General features: G+C 60.4%; 17 protein-coding genes and 2 pseudogenes. 12 read left to right on the top strand and 7 right to left on the bottom strand.

Annotated elements, in window-relative coordinates; translation table 11 throughout:
- The first annotated feature begins 127 nt into the window (after positions 1-127).
- The 5 genes from E4O98_RS13175 (at position 128) to E4O98_RS13155 (ending at position 4,641) form a co-directional block, all read left to right on the top strand.
- Entirely contained in the window at positions 128-745 is a 618-nt protein-coding gene (locus E4O98_RS13175; protein ID WP_005789869.1) for a TetR/AcrR family transcriptional regulator, read from the top strand.
- A gap of 527 nt (positions 746-1,272) precedes the next feature.
- Positions 1,273-2,484, top strand: coding sequence for a YeeE/YedE family protein (locus tag E4O98_RS13170; protein ID WP_148852526.1), 1,212 nt, complete (start codon positions 1,273-1,275; stop codon positions 2,482-2,484).
- A complete protein-coding gene (locus tag E4O98_RS13165; protein ID WP_248135442.1) occupies positions 2,474-3,007 on the top strand; it encodes a GNAT family N-acetyltransferase in 534 nt (177 codons plus the stop codon). The genes E4O98_RS13170 and E4O98_RS13165 overlap by 11 nt, the downstream gene beginning before the upstream one ends.
- A gap of 91 nt (positions 3,008-3,098) precedes the next feature.
- Positions 3,099-3,641 (top strand): isochorismatase family protein, encoded by a 543-nt coding sequence (locus E4O98_RS13160; protein WP_228308757.1) that lies wholly within the window; start codon positions 3,099-3,101, stop codon positions 3,639-3,641.
- Positions 3,642-3,645: 4 nt separating this feature from the next.
- The gene (locus E4O98_RS13155; protein WP_103733739.1) at positions 3,646-4,641 is read left to right on the top strand and encodes a helix-turn-helix domain-containing protein; all 996 of its coding nucleotides are present in this window, start codon (positions 3,646-3,648) and stop codon (positions 4,639-4,641) included.
- Here the strand turns inward: E4O98_RS13155 and E4O98_RS13150 are convergent.
- Complete coding sequence (locus E4O98_RS13150) at positions 4,613-4,783, bottom strand: DUF2986 domain-containing protein (RefSeq protein WP_078821893.1); 171 nt, start codon at positions 4,781-4,783, stop codon at positions 4,613-4,615. The genes E4O98_RS13155 and E4O98_RS13150 overlap by 29 nt on opposite strands.
- A gap of 154 nt (positions 4,784-4,937) precedes the next feature.
- Between E4O98_RS13150 and panB the strand changes: the two genes are divergently transcribed.
- Positions 4,938-5,753: a 3-methyl-2-oxobutanoate hydroxymethyltransferase gene (gene panB / locus E4O98_RS13145; protein ID WP_005789863.1), complete on the top strand. Its 816-nt coding sequence runs from the start codon at positions 4,938-4,940 to the stop codon at positions 5,751-5,753.
- On the opposite strand, the gene E4O98_RS13140 is transcribed toward panB, so the two are convergent.
- The 4 genes and pseudogenes from E4O98_RS13140 to E4O98_RS13125 form a co-directional block, all read right to left on the bottom strand.
- Positions 5,741-7,132, bottom strand: coding sequence for a PLP-dependent aminotransferase family protein (locus E4O98_RS13140; RefSeq protein ID WP_248135440.1), 1,392 nt, complete (start codon positions 7,130-7,132; stop codon positions 5,741-5,743). The genes panB and E4O98_RS13140 overlap by 13 nt on opposite strands.
- Before the next feature lie 134 nt (positions 7,133-7,266).
- Entirely contained in the window at positions 7,267-8,295 is a 1,029-nt protein-coding gene (locus E4O98_RS13135; protein WP_248135437.1) for an alpha/beta fold hydrolase, read from the bottom strand.
- A gap of 176 nt (positions 8,296-8,471) precedes the next feature.
- A pseudogene (locus E4O98_RS13130) lies at positions 8,472-8,776 on the bottom strand (DUF6124 family protein).
- 336 nt (positions 8,777-9,112) lie between these two features.
- Positions 9,113-9,724 carry a transferase gene (locus tag E4O98_RS13125; RefSeq protein WP_248135423.1) on the bottom strand — a complete coding sequence of 204 codons (612 nt, stop codon included), beginning with the start codon at positions 9,722-9,724 and terminating at the stop codon, positions 9,113-9,115.
- Between the two features lie 361 nt (positions 9,725-10,085).
- Between E4O98_RS13125 and E4O98_RS13120 the strand changes: the two genes are divergently transcribed.
- From E4O98_RS13120 to E4O98_RS13110, 3 genes and pseudogenes are all read left to right on the top strand, one after another.
- Positions 10,086-10,460 carry an addiction module antidote protein gene (locus tag E4O98_RS13120; protein ID WP_032880190.1) on the top strand — a complete coding sequence of 125 codons (375 nt, stop codon included), beginning with the start codon at positions 10,086-10,088 and terminating at the stop codon, positions 10,458-10,460.
- 321 nt (positions 10,461-10,781) lie between these two features.
- Entirely contained in the window at positions 10,782-11,417 is a 636-nt protein-coding gene (locus E4O98_RS13115) for a lytic polysaccharide monooxygenase auxiliary activity family 9 protein (protein ID WP_032880191.1), read from the top strand.
- 40 nt (positions 11,418-11,457) lie between these two features.
- Positions 11,458-12,459, top strand: a pseudogene (locus tag E4O98_RS13110) (chitinase); the annotation flags it as partial.
- Positions 12,460-12,655: 196 nt separating this feature from the next.
- On the opposite strand, the gene gudD reads toward E4O98_RS13110, so the two are convergent.
- Positions 12,656-13,981: a glucarate dehydratase gene (gudD, locus tag E4O98_RS13105; protein WP_248135420.1), complete on the bottom strand. Its 1,326-nt coding sequence runs from the start codon at positions 13,979-13,981 to the stop codon at positions 12,656-12,658.
- 20 nt (positions 13,982-14,001) lie between these two features.
- A complete protein-coding gene (locus tag E4O98_RS13100) occupies positions 14,002-15,363 on the bottom strand; it encodes an MFS transporter (RefSeq protein WP_032881269.1) in 1,362 nt (453 codons plus the stop codon).
- Between the two features lie 328 nt (positions 15,364-15,691).
- Between E4O98_RS13100 and E4O98_RS13095 the strand changes: the two genes are divergently transcribed.
- The 3 genes from E4O98_RS13095 (at position 15,692) to E4O98_RS13085 (ending at position 17,805) form a co-directional block, all read left to right on the top strand.
- Complete coding sequence (locus E4O98_RS13095; RefSeq protein WP_223019123.1) at positions 15,692-16,405, top strand: FadR/GntR family transcriptional regulator; 714 nt, start codon at positions 15,692-15,694, stop codon at positions 16,403-16,405.
- Between the two features lie 10 nt (positions 16,406-16,415).
- Positions 16,416-17,111, top strand: coding sequence for a tRNA (adenine(22)-N(1))-methyltransferase TrmK (locus E4O98_RS13090; RefSeq protein ID WP_248128854.1), 696 nt, complete (start codon positions 16,416-16,418; stop codon positions 17,109-17,111).
- 67 nt (positions 17,112-17,178) lie between these two features.
- Positions 17,179-17,805 (top strand): glutathione S-transferase, encoded by a 627-nt coding sequence (locus tag E4O98_RS13085; RefSeq protein WP_032880196.1) that lies wholly within the window; start codon positions 17,179-17,181, stop codon positions 17,803-17,805.
- Positions 17,806-17,844: the final 39 nt, after the last annotated feature.

Here is a 17,844-nt window from a genome sequence, read left to right as displayed (position 1 = left end):
CTCAAGGCTTAGTTGCGGAATAATATTCCGTAACAGAACAATATTCTGTAGATTCCGTGCCTGTCAACCCGAGCTTTCTCTGGCGGTCGCTCAGCCTATAAACTGTTTTGATTTGGCGTTCCCCCCCATGCACTCCATCGATCTCATCGAGCGCACCTTCCCCGGCAGGCGCAGCGACCTTAAGCGCACCATCCTGCGTGAGGCGTTGGCCTGTTTTAACGAGGCAGGCATCGAGGCGACCAACATCGAGACCATCCGTGCGCGCTGCGACACCAGCGTGGGCGCTATCTATCACCACTTTGGCAACAAGGAAGGGCTGGTCGCCGCGCTGTTCTTTGCTGCGCTGGAAGACCAGGCCAGCCTGCGTGACCACTACCTGCAAGCGGCGGATACGGCCCACGCCGGTGTGGTCGGCCTGGTGTACAGCTACGTTGAATGGGTCACCGCCCAGCCGGACTGGGCGCGGTTTGTTTTCCAAAGCCGTTTTGCCGTGTCCAACGGCCCGTTCAAGGACGAGTTGATTGCGCGCAACAAGCAGCGCAACCAGCAGTTGAAGGAGTGGATGGGCGGGGAAGGGCGCAAGGAACACTTCAGCCATTTGCCCGCAGAACTTATCCCTTCGTTGATCATTGGCGCGGCGGAAAGCTACTCCCGTGCGTGGCTGTCGGCGAAGGTCAAAAAGAGCCCCTTTGAGTACCGTGAGCTGCTGGCTGAAGCGGCGTGGAGCTCGATCAGCCAGCGTTAGTCATTCCTCCTCATCCCCCTGTGGGAGCTGTCGAGCTTTGGCGAGGCTGCGATAGCGATGGTTCAGGCTATGAAGGGTTGACTGTGCCGCCGCCTTCGCAGCCTCGCTGGGGCTCGACAGCTCCCACATTAGGGCGGTGCTGTTGTCGGGAGTTGTGTTTGTCGCAATGGCCCTGCCAATCGAGATCAACCCAGCACCGCTAATCCCTGTGGGAGCTGTCGAGCCCCAGCGAGGCTGCGAAAGCGGTAGTTCAGGCGATGAAGATGTTGACTGCGTCGCCGCCTTCGCAGCCTCGCTGGGGCTCGACAGCTCCCACATTTGGGCGGTGTTGTTGTCGGGAGCTGTGTTTGGCGCAATGGCCCTGCCAATCGAGATCAACTCAACACCGCTAATCCCTGTGGGAGCTGTCGAGCCCCAGCGAGGCTGCGAAGGCGGTGGTTCAAACGATGAGCCTCTCGGCAATGCCTGCGCCTGATCAAGTTCCGTCTGGGGCTATACTGGCCTCCTTCCAACCCATCGAGATCCCCATGAGCACCTCCCTTTCCCTGGCGCCTGCACGCAAGCCTGCAGCGCCACTGATAGCCTTTATCATCCTGGTGGCGGGCGCCCTGTTCCTGCAAAACACCGTTGGCGCACGCCAAGTGTTGTTGCTGGTGGTCGGCGCCGCGCTGGGCCTGACGCTGTACCACGCTGCCTTCGGTTTTACCTCGGCCTGGCGCGTGTTTATCAATGATCGGCGTGGCGCCGGCTTGCGTGCGCAGATGGTGATGCTGGCGGTGGCGGTGCTGCTGTTTTTCCCGGCACTGGGCGCGGGCACTTTGTTCGGCCAGCCGGTCGTGGGCTTGGTGGCGCCGGCCGGTGTGTCGGTGGTGTTCGGGGCGTTTATCTTCGGGATCGGCATGCAGCTGGGTGGCGGCTGTGCATCGGGCACCTTGTTCACCGTGGGCGGCGGTAATGCGCGCATGTTGGTGACGCTGCTGTTCTTTATCTGTGGCTCGTTGATCGCCACCCACCACGTCGACTGGTGGTTTGCGTTGCCGTCGTTCCCGGCGGTTTCCATCGTCAAAAGTTTCGGTGTGCTGCCGGCGCTGGTCTTGAGCCTGGCGGTGTTCGCGCTGATTGCGGTGGCGACCGTGCGCCTGGAAAAGCGCCGTCACGGCCAGCTTGAACAAGGCGTGCACAGCGAGCATCAAGGGCTGCGTCGTTTTCTGCGTGGGCCCTGGCCGCTGGTGTGGGGCGCGATTGGCCTGGCGCTGCTCAACTACGCCACCCTGGCCCTGGCTGGGCGGCCGTGGGGCATCACCTCGGCGTTCGCGCTGTGGGGCGCCAAAGTGGCGAGCGGGCTGGGTGTGGATGTGGCGAGTTGGGCGTTCTGGCAGATGCCGGGCAATGCCAAGGCCCTGGCCGCGCCGGTCTGGGAAGACATCACCAGCGTCATGGATATCGGCATTGTCCTTGGCGCGCTGCTGGCCGCTGGCCTGGCCGGGCGTTTCGCTCCCAGCCTGAATATTCCGGCACGCTCGTTGATCGCCGCCGTGATCGGCGGCCTGCTGCTCGGCTACGGTTCGCGCCTGGCCTATGGCTGTAATATCGGCGCCTATTTCAGTGGCATCGCCTCGGGCAGCCTGCATGGCTGGGTGTGGCTGGTGGCGGCGTTTATCGGCAATGGCGTGGGCGTGCGCCTGCGGCCCTTCTTCTTTGCCGGCGAACGGCCCCAGGTGGCGTTGAGTGGTTGCTGAGCAGGCCGCCCACATTCGCCTGGCGCGCACGCAAGACGCCGGTTTGTTGCCCGCCATCGAGCAGTGCGCGGCTCAGGCGTTTCGCGCAATCGAAGGGCTGGCCTGGCTGGCGGATGCCGCGTCGATTGGCGTCGAGTGCCATCGGCAGTGGATCGCGCTATCGACCTGTTGGGTGGTGGTTGATCACCACGACCAACCCCAGGGTTTCCTCAGCGCAGAACGCTTTGGCGACGATCTGCATATCCATGAAGTGTCCGTGGTCCGGCCGCTGCAAAGCCAGGGCTGGGGGCGCAGGCTGGTGGAAACGGCGATGAACCACGCCCGCGCCCAGCAACTGCATGCAGTGACCCTGACCACCTTTGTGCATGTACCGTGGAATGCACCGTTCTACCGGCGCCTGGGCTTCGCTACTCACAGTGATCCGCGTCTGGAAACGATCCTGGCGGATGAGTACGCCCATGGCTTCGAACCCGGCAGTCGTTGTGCCATGGCGTGCCCGGTGACATGTCCGAATCCGTCCTGAAGTAGTCTGCCTTGCGCCTGTCGTGCGCTGTGGGTTGTCCTTACCATGGCTTGCATCGTTCACCCACTGATGCAAGCCAAAAGGACTGCCCATGAGCCGTAAAGCCCTGATCGTGATCGACGCCCAGCACTCGTTCCGTCATTCAACCTATTGGTCCGAAAATGACCTGCCCGACTATCTGGAAAAACAGCAGGCCCTCATCGATGGTTGTGTTCAGCAGGGCATCCCGGTGGTACAAGTCTTCCATGTTGAAGACCAGGGGCATTTCTCCATGCAATCGGGCAACGTCAGGGCACTGAGCGAGCTGTCGATCAATCCGCAGTTGGTGATCCACAAGCGCTACCACAGTGCCTTTGCGGGTACGCCCCTGGCCGCTCGCCTGGTGGAGATGGGCGTCGCCACGCTGATCATCAGCGGCATCCGCACCGAGCAATGCTGCGAGACCACTACGCGGCAGGCTTGCGACAGTGGCTTAAAGGTGGATTTTGTCAGCGAGGCGACGCTGACCTTCCCGATGACCCACGCGCGTAGCGGCCGGGTCTATACGCCGGCCGAGATTCGCGAACGCACGGAGCTGGTCCTCGATGACCGCTTCGCCCGCATCGTGACGGTCGCCCAGGCCCTGGCGGAGTGAATCGATGAGTGTGCCGGTGCTGTTTGTGCTGTTGCCAAACGTACTGATGCTCGACCTGGCCGGGCCTGCCGAAGTGCTGCGTCTGGCCGCCCAGGTCGATGACCCGGCGGTGGTGGATTTCGACTTGCAGTACGTCAGCCCGGTGGCAACGCTGCACACCTCCATCGGTTTGCCGCTGACGGGGCTGGCGCCACTGCCACCGACCTTGGCCCCCGGCACCCTGGTGGTCTTGGTGGGCTCCACGATGAAGGTCAGCAAGGCACACCAGCAGGCGTTCGAGTCGGCCAGCAACCACCTGACTTACTGGTTGCAAAACGTCTTCGCACCCTCGGCTGAACGCCTTATCTGCGTATGCGCCGGCGCGTTGAGTGCCGCCAGCGCCGGATTACTGGATGGCCGCCAATGCACCACGCACCACTCGTTGTGCGCCACCTTGCAAGCCATGGCGCCCAAGGCTCGCGTCCTGGAAAACCGCTTGTACGTGACCGATGGTCCGGTCAGTTGCAGCGCCGGTGTCACGGCCGGTATCGACCTGATGCTGCACCTGGTCGCCGAGCTGGCCGGGCCACGGCTGGCGTGCGCGGTAGCGCGGGACATGGTGGTTTACCTGCGCCGCAGCGGCAGCGACCCGCAGTTGTCGCCCTGGATAACCGGGCGTAATCACCTGCATCCGGCGGTGCATCGGGTGCAGGACGCCATCGCCGCGGCGCCCTGTGAGGACTGGACCGTAACCCGCATGGCCGCCCTGGCCTGCACCGGCAGCCGCCACCTGGGGCGCTTGTTCCAGGAGCATGTCGGCATCAGCCCGCTGGACTACCTGCACCGCCTGCGCCTGGCGGTGGCCCGTGAACTGCTGGCCGAGTCGGACCTGGGCATTGAAACCGTGGCCGAGCGCGCAGGCTTTGGTTCGGCGCGGCATCTGCGGCGTATCTGGGGCAAATATGAAGCGGCCACCCCTTCAGCCATGCGCCTTACTCAGCAGGCGTCTCGAGGGGCGTGACAGGGTTTTCACCGGCCTCGGTCGCCAGCTTCAAACGGTCGGCCTTGCTGATGTATTTGTCTTTGCTTTTCGGCGCCAGCTTGGCGCTGGCTTTTTTGGCTTTGGCCTTGAAGAGCTGCTGGAGTTTTTTCTGGCGGTTCATGTCGCGGAGCCTGAGAGGGAAAGGCGCGGATGATACCAGTTTCAGCAAATGTGACCGGGCCCTGGGTCGCTTTTTAGCGCTGATCTGTGCATTGAATCGTCCTTCGTTTCGCCAATAATCGGGCCGAGTATCCAGCGCAAACGGAAAAGCCCCGATGAGCATTCACACCCGTACCAAACGCATGACTGTCCCTCAATTGGTCGCCATGAAGGGGCAGCAGAAAATCGTCTCCCTGACCGCCTACTCCAGCGCTATCGCCAAGCTGATCGATCCGATCGTCGACTTCATCCTGGTCGGTGACTCCACGGCCATGGTCGGCTATGGCCGGGCGTCGACCCTGAGCATGCAGCTGGAAGAAATCATCGGCCACACCCGTGCGGTGGTCGACAGTACACGCTTGGCCTGTGTGATCGCAGACATGCCGTTTGGCAGTTACCAGGAGTCGTATGAGCAGGCTTTTCGCAACTGTGCCCAAGTATTGGCGCGTACCGGTTGCGACGCGGTCAAGCTGGAGGCCAATCAGGCCCTGGCCGGCACCGTGGAGTTCCTGGTTGCACGAGGTGTACCGGTGATGGCCCACGTGGGGCTGATGCCGCAATTCGTCAACGTCATGGGCGGGTTCAAGGCTCAGGGCCTGAGCGCTGAAACCGCTGCGGTGATTGTCGCCGATGCTCGCGCCAACCTGGAAGCGGGGGCCTTCAGTCTGCTGCTGGAAGGGGTGGCCGAAGGTGTGGCCCGGCAGATCACCCTGGACTCAAGCAAACCCACCATCGGCATCGGCGCATCGCCTGCGTGTGACGGCCAGGTGTTGGTCACCGAGGATGTGCTGGGCCTGGGCGGCGGCTCGATGCCGCGCTTCGTCAAGCAATACGCTGATGTGGGGGCGGTGATTCGCGATGCCTGCGAGCGTTTCGCCGACGATGTGCGCCAGGGTCGTTTTCCCGAAGACCGGCACTGCTACGGGCTTTGACGCAACGCCTGGGCCAGTAGTTGGACGGCCTGGGCAATGTCCTTGCTCCAGTCGAGTGTGTAGCTCAGGCGCAGGTGATCTGGCCAGGCGCCTTGCTGGCTGAACAGTTCGCCGGGGGCGATGACGATGCGCTGGCTTAGCAAGTGCGCGAACACCTGGCGCATATCCACCGGGCGGCTGGCCCGGAGCCAGAAGCTTGCGCCGCCATGGGGTTCGACCACCTGCCATTGGCCATTGCCGTGGGTTAACAGCAGGGCTTTGAGCTGCGTCATGCGCGCCAGTAACCGTGCGCGCAACGCCTTCAGATGGGCGTCGATACGCTTGGACGCAAACAGCTTGGCGATGGCTTTCTGGCGGATCGGCGAGAGGCGAAAGCCGCGCTCCAGGAACAGCTGTTGCAACGGTGTGGCATGCCCGCGACACAGCACATAGCCGTAGGGTGCCTCCGAGCCGATGACTTTGTCGAAGGTCGAGAACACCAGTAGTTTGTGCGGGTCGGCGTAGTCGCGATAACGCGCCGGTTGCGGGCCGAAATACAGCTCGCCGTAGGTGTCGTTTTCGAACAGCCAGATATCCCGCTCGGCCAACCATTCGCAGATCTGCTGTTTATCCTGCGCGGGCATCACACCGCCCTGGGGCATATTCACCGTCGATGACAGCACCGCCAGGCGGATCGGCTCACGCTTGAGCAGCGTGTTCAGAGCGCCCAGGTCAAAACGCCCATCTGCGCCGAGGGGCATCTCGATCACACGGATTTTCGCCGCCTGCAATTGCCGCAGGATCGCCCACGAACACGGCGACTCCACCAGTGCGAGCGTGCCCGCCAGGTTCAAGGCGTTGAGCGAGACCTCCAATACGCTGTGCAAGTCCGAGCCGATATACACCTGGTCGGCTTGCCAGTAATGGTCAGTAGAGCGGCTGTAGCGTTCGGCCAAGGCGGCGCGCAACTCGGGCTCGCCCATTGGCAGATACAGGGGTGCCAGTGATCGCGGATACTGCCGGGTCAGTTCGCGTTCCAGCATCAACAAAGGCTGCTCCAGCGACAGCAGCATCGCCGGCGCATCACTGCTCAGGGCCAGCATGCCGGGTTGGCGTGCGTTGGCGAAGACCTGGTCGAGCAGGGGGGATGAATTTGGGTTGATGGCGGGAGCCGAGTTCGGGACGATGAAAAAACCGAGCTTGGGCCTGGCCTGGATCCGCCCTTGTTCCTCAAGCAATGCATACGCGTACTTGGTGGTCGACACCGACACGCCCAGGCGCAGGGCCAGTTGGCGCAGGGACGGCAATTTGCGTGCGCCGTCGGCAGGGCAGGCCTCGATCAGCTCGATGAGGTAGCGGTACACCGCCTGATAGGCAAAGGTGTCTTTGCTTCTTTTCATACTTATTTGAACCGCTATTCTGTAGGAGCGAGCTTGCTCGCGAAGCACTTCAGCACGCCACGTTTTACCTGGAAGCGCGCGTTATCGTTGAGATTTTTCGCGAGCAAGCTCGCTCCTACATCATCAAACCCTGATCAACGTGCCAAAAACTGGCTGATCAACGTGATCACCTGCTGCTGGATAATCGGTCGTGGCCGTGCACCCGGCCCATCCTGACAAATGATGCTGTCGCCGGGCACATCCGCGTCGAGCACCGCCGCCGCGCCCGGTTTGCATTGCGACATAAAGCTGAAGTGATTGGCGTCGCGGATCTCCACGTACTGCGTCGAGGCGTTTGGCAACCGTTTGGCCATGTCGGCCGATTCCATCTGCGCCGGCAAATCCGCTGACGGTACACCGGCGGCGATCACCAAGGCCCGCACCGGCAGCGCCGCCAGACTTGCATCGGTAAACCCGCGCGACAGGCCCAGGTCCAAAGACACCACGGCGCTGACGCGCTTGTCGCTCAAGTCCGCCGCCAATTGCTCCTTCCCGTTCGCAGTGCCTTCAGGGTTCATCTCACGGTAGGCGGCACACGCGACCAACGTCGGATGAGCGCTGCAGTCCCGGGCAAACAGCGCCGGGTCAAAACGCGCACCGGCCGTCTCCATCACCGTCCAGCCTCCCAGGGAATGCCCCACCACGGCGATCCGGCCGCTATCCACCGCACCGAATGGCTCTGGCTGGGCCAATAGCGCATCAATGGCCCGACTTAAATCCCTAGGCCGTTGCCATAACTGCGCAGCGGCCTGTGCGCTGCGATCCTGGCTGGTAGTGCCCGGGTGGTTGACCGCCGCCACGATATAACCCTGCTGCGCCAACGCACTGGCCAGCCACGCCTGTTTGCCCCAATTGCCCCCGTAGCCGTGGGAGAGCACCACCAAAGGATGCTTGCCGGGCGTCGGCGCCGCATCGGGAACGGCCAGCACGCCGATGAACACCACATTGTCGGCGATCAGCTTGGGTTTGGCAGTGGTGGCGGCGGGGTACCACACAGCCATTTCCAGCGGGCGGTTGTTGTGGGTGTCTGGCAGGGTGGTGGTTTGAAAGCCGACGGGGCTGTCGCTGGCGAATGCGGGAGCGCTCAGGCACATCAGCAGCAGAGCGGCGAGGCGGGCTTTCATGCTGTTTTCGTCCTTGAAAGGGAGGGCGCAGCATGACCTGAAACGGTCGGTTCAGGTAGAGGGTCCAAGAGAAAGGGCGCCCACCAGGCTCCGAGGGCCTGACCGGCGCCTAGGTGCTGCCGAGTCGTCGTGAAGTCGATCATGACGACGCGGCGGTCTATCGGGTGGCTGCAAGACTAGCTAACCCTTGAAGCACTTTCCCTCGCCATCAATTTGTCCACCAACAAAACCCCCAATTCACTCAGCTGATGAATCGCCAGCGCGACATCGCGCTGTTTGCCTGACAGTTCATCCGACAGGTCAAGCAATAACGCTGTCACCGAGGAAAAGGTTTCGTAGCTATTGGCGATGAGCATTCGTTGCTGGCGTCGTCGGCAACGCTGAACAGCGGTGAGGGAGGTGGTTCGGCGTGGGTGTTAAGGGATGCCTGATCAAGCTTGAGGTTTGGATCGTTTGGAGGGTTAGGCGTGACTTTATACATGTGTGTTGTACCTGTTTTAGGGCCAACACCTCATCGCTACTAAACGATGGGGTGGCGGCTGTACGCAGGTTAGTAGACCGGGGAAACACACAAAGCCGGCGCGCCCGAGGGCGCCCTGCGCACAGCCACCATCAAGCACAGACAAGAACATCTGATCGATGAGGCTCATGCACTTTATGTTGTCACTCGGGCTACTAAACCCGATCACTGAGTTGTCAGCGACCGAGCCACCTTAGAGACGCCCATCCAAGCGCACAAGCCGGCGGATTCTGACGCAACTGTAGGCAATGGAGCAAGGTGGTGCGGAGCGCTGTAGGACATGTCTACGGGCTATCGCTACTCGTAGGCGAACTGGTCAATCAACCCCAAACGCGGAACACGACTGTTTGGCTCTAATATTGCGCCTGGAGCAATGACGGCATTCGCGCCGATTTTGCAGCCGTCGCCTACCAGGGCACCAAATTTGTTCACCCCTGTCTCGATCACATTGTCTGCATAGCGGATCTTGATATCCGCCCCATCCAACTCGTTACGGTAATTGGCGATGATTGCACCGGCTTCAATATTTACCCCTTCGCCAATCAATGAATCGCCGACAAAGTTGAAGTGTGCCAGCTTGCTTGCGGCCAGCATGAAGGTGCTTTTCAGTTCGCAGCTTGGGCCCACAATGCAATGGCTGCCCAGATAAACGCCGCCGCGCAGGTACGCTCCCGCTGCTACGAATGAGCCTTCGCCGATGATGATCGGGCCTTTCAACACAGCGCCTTCTTCGACAATGGCGCTTTCGTGGATGGCACAGTCTCCGTGGCGCCGGTAGCCCGTGCCGAGGCGTGACAGCAAGACCATAATCTGGTTTTCGCAGTCTTGAGACACCCGCCAAGCGGCAGGCTGCGTCACGCCAAGGGAGGGCCATTGAGCAATGAATGTACTGATCTCAGGTAGCTTCATGCAGAGCGCTTCCGATGTCGGGGTGGGAGGGTAGAGCCCGCTGTGACGATAGGGTGGTGGGCTCAGGCAACATCTTAATAGCGTCTGCCCCGGTTTACTTAGTACCAAAGAAAGTCGCGGGTCGCCGTTGTGCGCAAAAATGCTGCCTCAACGACAACGCAGTGCAAATGTGGGAGGGGGCTTGCTCCCGATTGCGGCAGGTCAGCCAACCTCTCAATGGCAGATACACCGCTATCGGGAGCAAGCCCCCTCCCACATTGGCTGTGTGTTGCTGGTTTTAAAAAAGCACTGGCAGATGCAAGATGTAGCCAGTAGGCTACAGGCGGACAAAAGATTCTCGATGCCCTGAGAGGTCAATGACATGAGTCAGTCAACATTCAAACCAGAGGACATGCCGATCCTCGAGCTGGATACATCCGGCACCAGCGCCTATGAGGCTTCACGCTTCCTTGATAGCCCGCAAACCATCAGTGCCTATCTTGCGCAAAGCATGGCGTGCCATGACCCGCAAGTCCTTATGAAGGCGCTGGCCGAGGTTGCCAAAGCCCAGGGTGTGAACAAGGTTGCCGAAGCGGCAGGGGTGAATCGGGAGAGCTTGTATAAAACCCTGAAAGGCGGCTCAAAGACGCGTTATGAGACGGTCCAGAAGCTGATGTTGGCATTAGGGGTGGAACTGACGGTGCAACCGATTGCCGCGACCACAATTAAAAAAACGGCCGTCACCGGCAAAACCTGATGGACCAAAAATCGGACGGTTTATTTGATTGAAAATAGATACGTCCCTTTTTGTCCACAGAGGGCTATCCGTTACGAAGGGATGATGCGATTTACGAGAGAAGCAGTGTTGATGTGCGCCTGGTCTTGTAGGAAATCGACCTCTTGCAGCGTAAGGTTATTCCCATAATACTGGTTATATATCCAGTATTTTCGGGGCGGCGCGCTCATGAAACGAAAATGAGTGAAAAATGGGCCAGTGGCAAAAAAAAGCAGCTCCGTTAGGTTGAGGTCCTCTTCTTCAAGAAAGGAGAGTTCTTAATCAAATCAATGGAGTCACAAAATGAACAAACCACAAACCCAGACACCGCTTCGCCATGGTCGTGTCACATCCCCTTCCAGCCGTGGCGCAGTCGCCGTGGATCTCGGCCTGCTGGAGACCTGGCAGGTCAATGAAATGGAAGGCGGCAAAAACTTCCCGGCACTGATGGCCGGTCCGTTCCCGGCGCCTTACCAAACCGACAGTGACAGCGTCACTCCACCAGCCGACGGCTTCATCCTCAGCGGTGGCAAGACCGATGCGCGTGACTGCATCAACTTCACCAACGAGGAAATGGCCAAGAAACTCAACCGCGCCTTCACCTGGCCGTTACTCAATGTCGAGCCGGGTCAGACCTTCAAGGTCACCTGGGCATACACCGCGCCGCACACCACCCGTGGCTATCGCTGGCTGATCACCAAGGATGGCTGGGATCCCAAACAGCGCATCACTCGCGCACAGCTGGAAACCCAGCCGTTCGCCGAAGACTTCTATACCCAGGTGCCGTACTACAGCCATGCCGGCGAACTGAAGGCCAAGGTCAATCATGAAGTGAAACTGCCGGCCAACAAGAAGGGCCAGCATGTGATCGTATTGATGTGGATCGTCGCCAACACCGGCAACGCCTTCTATCAAGCCTTCGACGTGGACTTCAAATAAGCCCGCACCATTAAACCCACAGGTTCTGAAGGATTAGAACATGTCAAATATCGACTTTACCTCACTGCAATCGCCACTCAACGATGCCGCTTCGCTGATGCCCAGCATTGCCGGCAAAAAGATCCTCATGGGCTTCTGGCACAACTGGCCTGCCGGACCCAGCGATGGCTACCAGCGTGGCCAGTTCGCCAATATCAGCCTGGCGGATGTACCAAAGGATTACAACGTGGTGGCCGTGGCCTTCATGAAGGGCAACGGTATCCCAACCTTCAAGCCGTACAACCTGTCCGACGCCGAGTTCCGTCGCCAGGTGGGCGTGCTGAACAGCCAGGGCAGGGCGGTGCTGATTTCCCTTGGCGGCGCCGATGCACACATCGAACTGCATAAAGGCAACGAACAGCCACTGGCCAACGAGATTATCCGCCTGGTGGAAACCTATGGCTTTGATGGCCTGGATATCGATCTTGAACAGAGTGCGATTGATTTCGCCGACAACAAGACTGTCCTGCCCGCCGCGTTGAAACTGGTCAAGGACCACTACGCCGGTCAAGGCAAACACTTCATCATCAGCATGGCGCCGGAATTTCCGTACCTGACCACCGCCGGCAAATACGTCGGCTACATCCAGGCGCTGGAAGGCTATTACGACTTCATCGCCCCGCAGTATTACAACCAGGGTGGCGACGGGATCTGGGTGCAGGAGGTCAACAACGGCAACGGTGCCTGGATTGCCCAGAACAACGACGCGATGAAAGAGGACTTCCTGTTTTACCTGACCGAAAGCCTGGTGAGCGGAACGCGGGGGTTTACCAAAATCCCGGCAGACAAGTTCGTCATTGGCCTGCCCGCGAACGTCGACGCGGCTGCCACCGGTTATGTGATCAACCCAACAGCCGTGACCCGTGCGTTCAAGCGTTTGTACGACAAAGGATTGTCGATCAAGGGCCTGATGACCTGGTCGGTGAATTGGGATAACGGGGTCAACAAAGACCACGTGCCCTACAACTGGGAGTTCAGCCGTCGTTATGGGCCGCTGATCAATGGCACTGCTCTCTCTGGCCTTGAGGAGGATACGGCGGATCTCGAGGTCGCCAATCAGCAGTAGTGCAAAGAGGCCTCTGGCAGACGTGCCAGAGGTCAAACAGCTAAGCTTCTGATCTGACTGAAATCCGATGCCTGTTTGGGCATCGGATTTTTTGCGTCACGCTCAAATTGCGCTGAGCGCTCCTAAAGCTGATTCACCGCACCAAGCAAGGCCGCTTGTTATCAAAGCCCCAACCCGGGATCAAGAATTGCATCGCCACACTGTCATCCCGCGCCCCAAGGCCCATGCCTTTGTACAGCTCATGGGCCTTGGCCACGGCGTCCATATCGATATCCACGCCCAGGCCCGGCTTGGCCGGCACCTTTACGTAGCCCCCTTCAATCTTCAGCGGTTCGCGGGTCAGGCGCTGGCCGTCCTGCCAGATCCAGTGGGTGTCGATGGCGGTGATCTCACCCGGGGCGGCCGCGGCCACCTGGGTAAACATCGCCAGGGAGATATCGAAGTGGTTGTTGGAATGCGAGCCCCAGGTCAGGCCCCACTCGTTGCACATTTGCGCGACGCGCACCGAGCCCTGCATCGTCCAGAAGTGCGGGTCGGCGAGGGGGATGTCCACTGATTGCAGCTGGATGGCGTGGCCCATTTCACGCCAGTCGGTGGCGATCATGTTGGTAGCGGTTTTAAGGCCCGTGGCGCGACGGAATTCGGCCATGACTTCGCGGCCCGAATAGCCGTTTTCTGCGCCGCAGGGGTCTTCGGCGTAGGCCAGCACGTGGTGTTGGTCGCGGCACAGGCGGATGGCTTCTTTCAACGACCAGGCACCGTTTGGGTCAAGGGTGATGCGCGCATCCGGGAAGCGTTCGGCCAGCGCGGTGACGGCTTCGATTTCTTCATCGCCACTGAGCACACCGCCCTTGAGCTTAAAATCGTTGAAGCCATATTTGGCCTTGGCGGCTTCGGCCAGGCGCACCACAGCGTCAGCGGTCAGGGCTTTTTCGTGACGCAGGCGGAACCACTCATCATCGGCGTCGGCTTCGTTGCGGTAGGTCAGGTCGGTAGCGTTGCGGTCTCCCACATAGAACAGGTAGCCGAGCATTTTCACTGCGTCGCGTTGCTGGCCTTCGCCGAGCAAGGCGGCCACCGGCACTTCGAGGAACTGGCCCAGCAGGTCGAGCAGCGCGGCTTCCATGGCGGTGACGGCATGAATGGTGATGCGCAGGTCGAAGGTTTGCAGGCCGCGTCCCGCGCTGTCTCGGGACGCAAAGGTGCTGCGCATCTGGTTAAGCACGCGCTGGTACTGGCCAATCGGCTGACCGATCACCAGGCTGCGCGCGTCTTCCAGGGTTTCACGGATACGCTCGCCGCCGGGCACTTCGCCCACGCCGGTGTTGCCGCTGCTGTCCTTGAGGATGACGATATTGCGCGTGAAGTAGGGGCCGTGGGCACCGCTGAGGTTCAGCAACATGCTGTCGTGGCCGGCGACCGGGATGACCTGGAAATGGGTGACTACAGGGGTATTCATGGCAAGGTCCTTATATACGCTCAAAGGGGTTTGCTGATGGCGGCGCCTGAGGGTGCAGCGCTATGTGAGGTCTGCACGATAGAGGGCGACGTCTTGGCGAAAAACACCAGGATGGCCGCAAGCACCGAGGTGCCGGCCAGGCCATACAGCCCGCCCTGGATCGAGCCCGTGGTTTGTTCCAGAAAGCCGAAGGTGGTCGGCGCCACAAAGCCGCCCAGGTTGCCGATGGAATTGATCAGCGCGATCACGGCGGCGGCGATGCGCACATCCAGGTAGCCCTGGGGGATCGGCCAGAACAGCGACGACGCGGACTTGAACCCGATGGCCGCAAAGCAGATCGCGACGAAGGCGAAGATCGGCCCGCCGGTGGTGGACATGAACATGCCGGCCGCCGCGATCAGCAGGGCCGCCGCGACCCAGGCTTGCTGGAACTTGAACTTGCCCGACAGCGACGCAAAGGCGTACATGGCAATGATGGAGATCAGCCAGGGGATCGAGTTGAAGAAACCCACCTGCACATCACTCAGGTCGCCCATTTTCTTGATGATGCTCGGCAGCCAGAAGGTCGCGGCATAGATCGTCAGTTGAATGCAGAAGTACAGGGCGCAGAACAGCAGGATCTGGCGGTCCTTGAGCAGCTTGCCGATGGTCGGTTTCACCGTGGTCAGGGCTTCACGTTCGCGCTGTTCCTGGTCAATGGCGTCAACCAGGGCGTCCTGTTCTTCGCGGGTCATCCACTTGGCATCATGGGGCTTGGAGTCCAGCCAGAACCACACAAAGAAGCCCAGCGCCACCGAGGCCAGGCCCTCGATGCCGAACATCCATTGCCAGCCGTGCAAGCCAAAACCTTCGATCTGCAACAACGCGCCCGACAACGGCCCGGAGATCAATGACGCCACCGCCGAGCCACTGAGGAAAATAGCGATGGCCTTGCCGCGCTCCACGCCGGGCAACCAACGCGTGAAGTAATAGATCACGCCGGGGAAGAACCCGGCTTCCGCCACGCCCAGCAAGAAACGCAGGATGTAGAAGTGGGTTTCGTTCTGGATAAACGCCATCAGCGTGGCGACGATGCCCCAAGTGAACATGATGCGGGTCAGCCAGATACGGGCGCCGACCTTTTGCAGCAGCATGTTGGACGGCACTTCGAACAGCGCATAACCGATGAAGAACAGCCCGGCGCCGAAGCCGTAGGCCGCTGCGCCGATCCCCAGGTCATGCTCCATGTGCGTGCGCACAAAGCCGATATTGACGCGGTCGATGTAGTTGAGGATGAACATGACCACGAACAGTGGCAGCACATGGCGCTTCACTTTGCTCACGGCGCGGGCGAGCACTGAATCACTTTCGGGTACGGCAGATGCTGGGCTTGAATGGCTCACCATTTGAAAACTTCCCCCTGATTGTTTTTATGCGGGTTTGGTTGTTTTGTTGACAGACATCATACAAGTGGTTTTTCAGGAATCGCAATGCGCTGATGAGTGAATTTGTTTTTATAAGTACTGTGATTGACCAGTTGGTTCGGTTATTTAGGCGTTTTCATTGGTTGTCGCAGCGGGGCTCGCGTGGAGTGTTTTGAGCAGGTCAGCAATACAGTTGGTGAGCATTTGATGTGTTGTCATACAAGTTAAAGGTTTTTTGCAGCAAAAGGGCGGTGCTTCCGGGCAGGGTGATAAGCTTGCTCCTGCCCAACCCTGCGGACCTGTAGTCATGCCCATTGAAAGCCCAACGCCTGTGCGTAAACGCTCAACCAACCTGGCCCAGGGCGTGGTTGAGGCGCTGACCCAGCGCATCCTGCTCGGGCAACTCAAGCCCGGTGAAAAACTGCCGTCTGAATCCACCATCGTGCTTGAGCACGGAGTGAGCCGCACCGTTGTGCGTGAAGCCTTGTCCAAGTTGCAGGCGTCGGGGCTGGTGGAGACGCGTCACGGCATCGGCACCTTTGTGCTGGAGCAACACACGCAGCCGGGCCTGCGCCTGCATGTGGACACGGTCGCCAGCGTGCGCAACATGCTCGAATTACGCTTGGGCCTTGAGGTGCAGGCTGTGGCGTTGGCCGCCCTGCGCAGGAGCGAAGCGCAACTGGCCCATATGCGCCAGGCGCTGGACGACTACCAGGCCTCGCTGGCCAACAACGACAGTTGCGTGGAGGAAGACAAGCGCTTTCACCAACTGATCGCCGAGGCCACCGGCAATACCTTTTTTACCGACATCATGCTGCACCTGGGCAGTGCGATGATCCCGCGCACCCAGGTCAAGGACGCCGAACGCGGCGGCGCGGACTTTGCCCAGCTGGGGCAGTTGGCGAACCTGGAGCATGAGGCGATCTACAACGCCATCAAGCGCCAAGACCCGGACGCCGCACGGGCGGCCATGGTGCTGCACTTGACCAACAGCCGGGATCGATTTTCCGGGCACTCATAAGGAACCACCGTTGAACCAACACACCTTGTCCATGCGCCTTGAGCGTGTGGCAGCGCACGTGCCAGCCGGCACACGCCTGGCCGATATCGGCTCGGATCACGCCTACCTGCCGGTGGCGTTGATGCTCCGAGGCGCTATTGCGGCGGCAGTGGCGGGGGAAGTGGCCGCTACACCGTTTCACGCAGCCAACCGTACCGTGGCCGACAACGGTCTGGCGCAGCACATCACCGTGCGCCGGGCTGATGGCTTGGCGGCAATCAAGGCGGGCGATGATATTACCGTCGTCAGCCTGTGCGGCATGGGCGGCGAAACGATCCGCGACATTCTCGACAGCGGCAAGGCGCACCTCAATGGCCGCGAACGCTTGATCCTGCAACCCAACGGCGGCGAACAGCCGCTGCGCCAATGGTTGATGGACAACGGCTACCGGATCCTGCACGAGGAGCTGCTGCTGGAAAACCGCTTCTACTACGAAATCATCGTCGCCGAACGCGCCGAGGCGGTCACCTATACCGCCGAGCAGCTGTACTTTGGCCCGTTGCTAATGCAGGCGCGTAGCGAGGAGTTCCTGGCGAAGTGGCAGCGTATAGTGCGCGAAAAACGCAAGACACTGGCCAGCCTCGAACAGGCGCGGCAGGCCGTGCCCGAGCAGAAAGTGCAGGAGATCGTGCAGCAGGTGAAGTGGATCGATCAGTTGCTCGCCTGAGCCACATTCACGGCACTTCACCGCTACCCTGTAGTCTTCTCCTAAATCCCCCAAGGTGTTGCCCGCTATGATCACTGTTCACCATCTCAACAATTCCCGCTCACAACGTATCCTGTGGGCGCTTGAAGAATTGGGCCTGCCCTACGACATCAAACGCTACCAGCGCGACGCCAAGACCAACCTGGCGCCACCTGAACTCAAGGCCATTCACCCCCTGGGCAAATCCCCGGTGATCGAAGACGGTTCCCGCGTGCTGATCGAATCTGCCGCAATCATCGACTACCTGATCCGCCGCCACGGCAACGGCCAACTGCAACCCGACCCGGCCACCGACGCCTACGACAGCTATGTGCAATGGCTGCATTTTGCCGAAGGCTCGGCCATGCTGCCGTTGATGCTCAACCTTTATGTGGGGCGGCTGGGTGAAGCGGGCGCACCGCTGCATCCACGGATTGAATCGGAGTTGGCCAACTACCTGGGCTATCTGAATGATGTGCTGGGGCGCACGCCGTACCTGGTTGGCGACGAACTCAGCGGTGCGGATATCCAGATGAGCTTTATCGGTGAAGTCGCCCAGGCCCAGGGTAAATTGCAGGCTTACCCGAACCTGGCGGCGTGGCTGCAAAAACTCCAGGCGCGGCCGGCTTACCGCAAGGCGGTAGAGCGGGGCGGGGAATACGCGTTCGCCAAATAGCCAGAGGTGAAGAGGACCAATGTGGGAGGGGGCTTGCTC

Source organism: Pseudomonas sp. W2Jun17 (assembly GCF_023127795.1).
In the GTDB taxonomy this organism is placed as follows: Bacteria; Pseudomonadota; Gammaproteobacteria; order Pseudomonadales; family Pseudomonadaceae; genus Aquipseudomonas; species Aquipseudomonas synxantha_A.
Note: the sequence above shows the minus strand (reverse complement) of the source record. Positions and strands in the feature narration are given on the sequence as shown.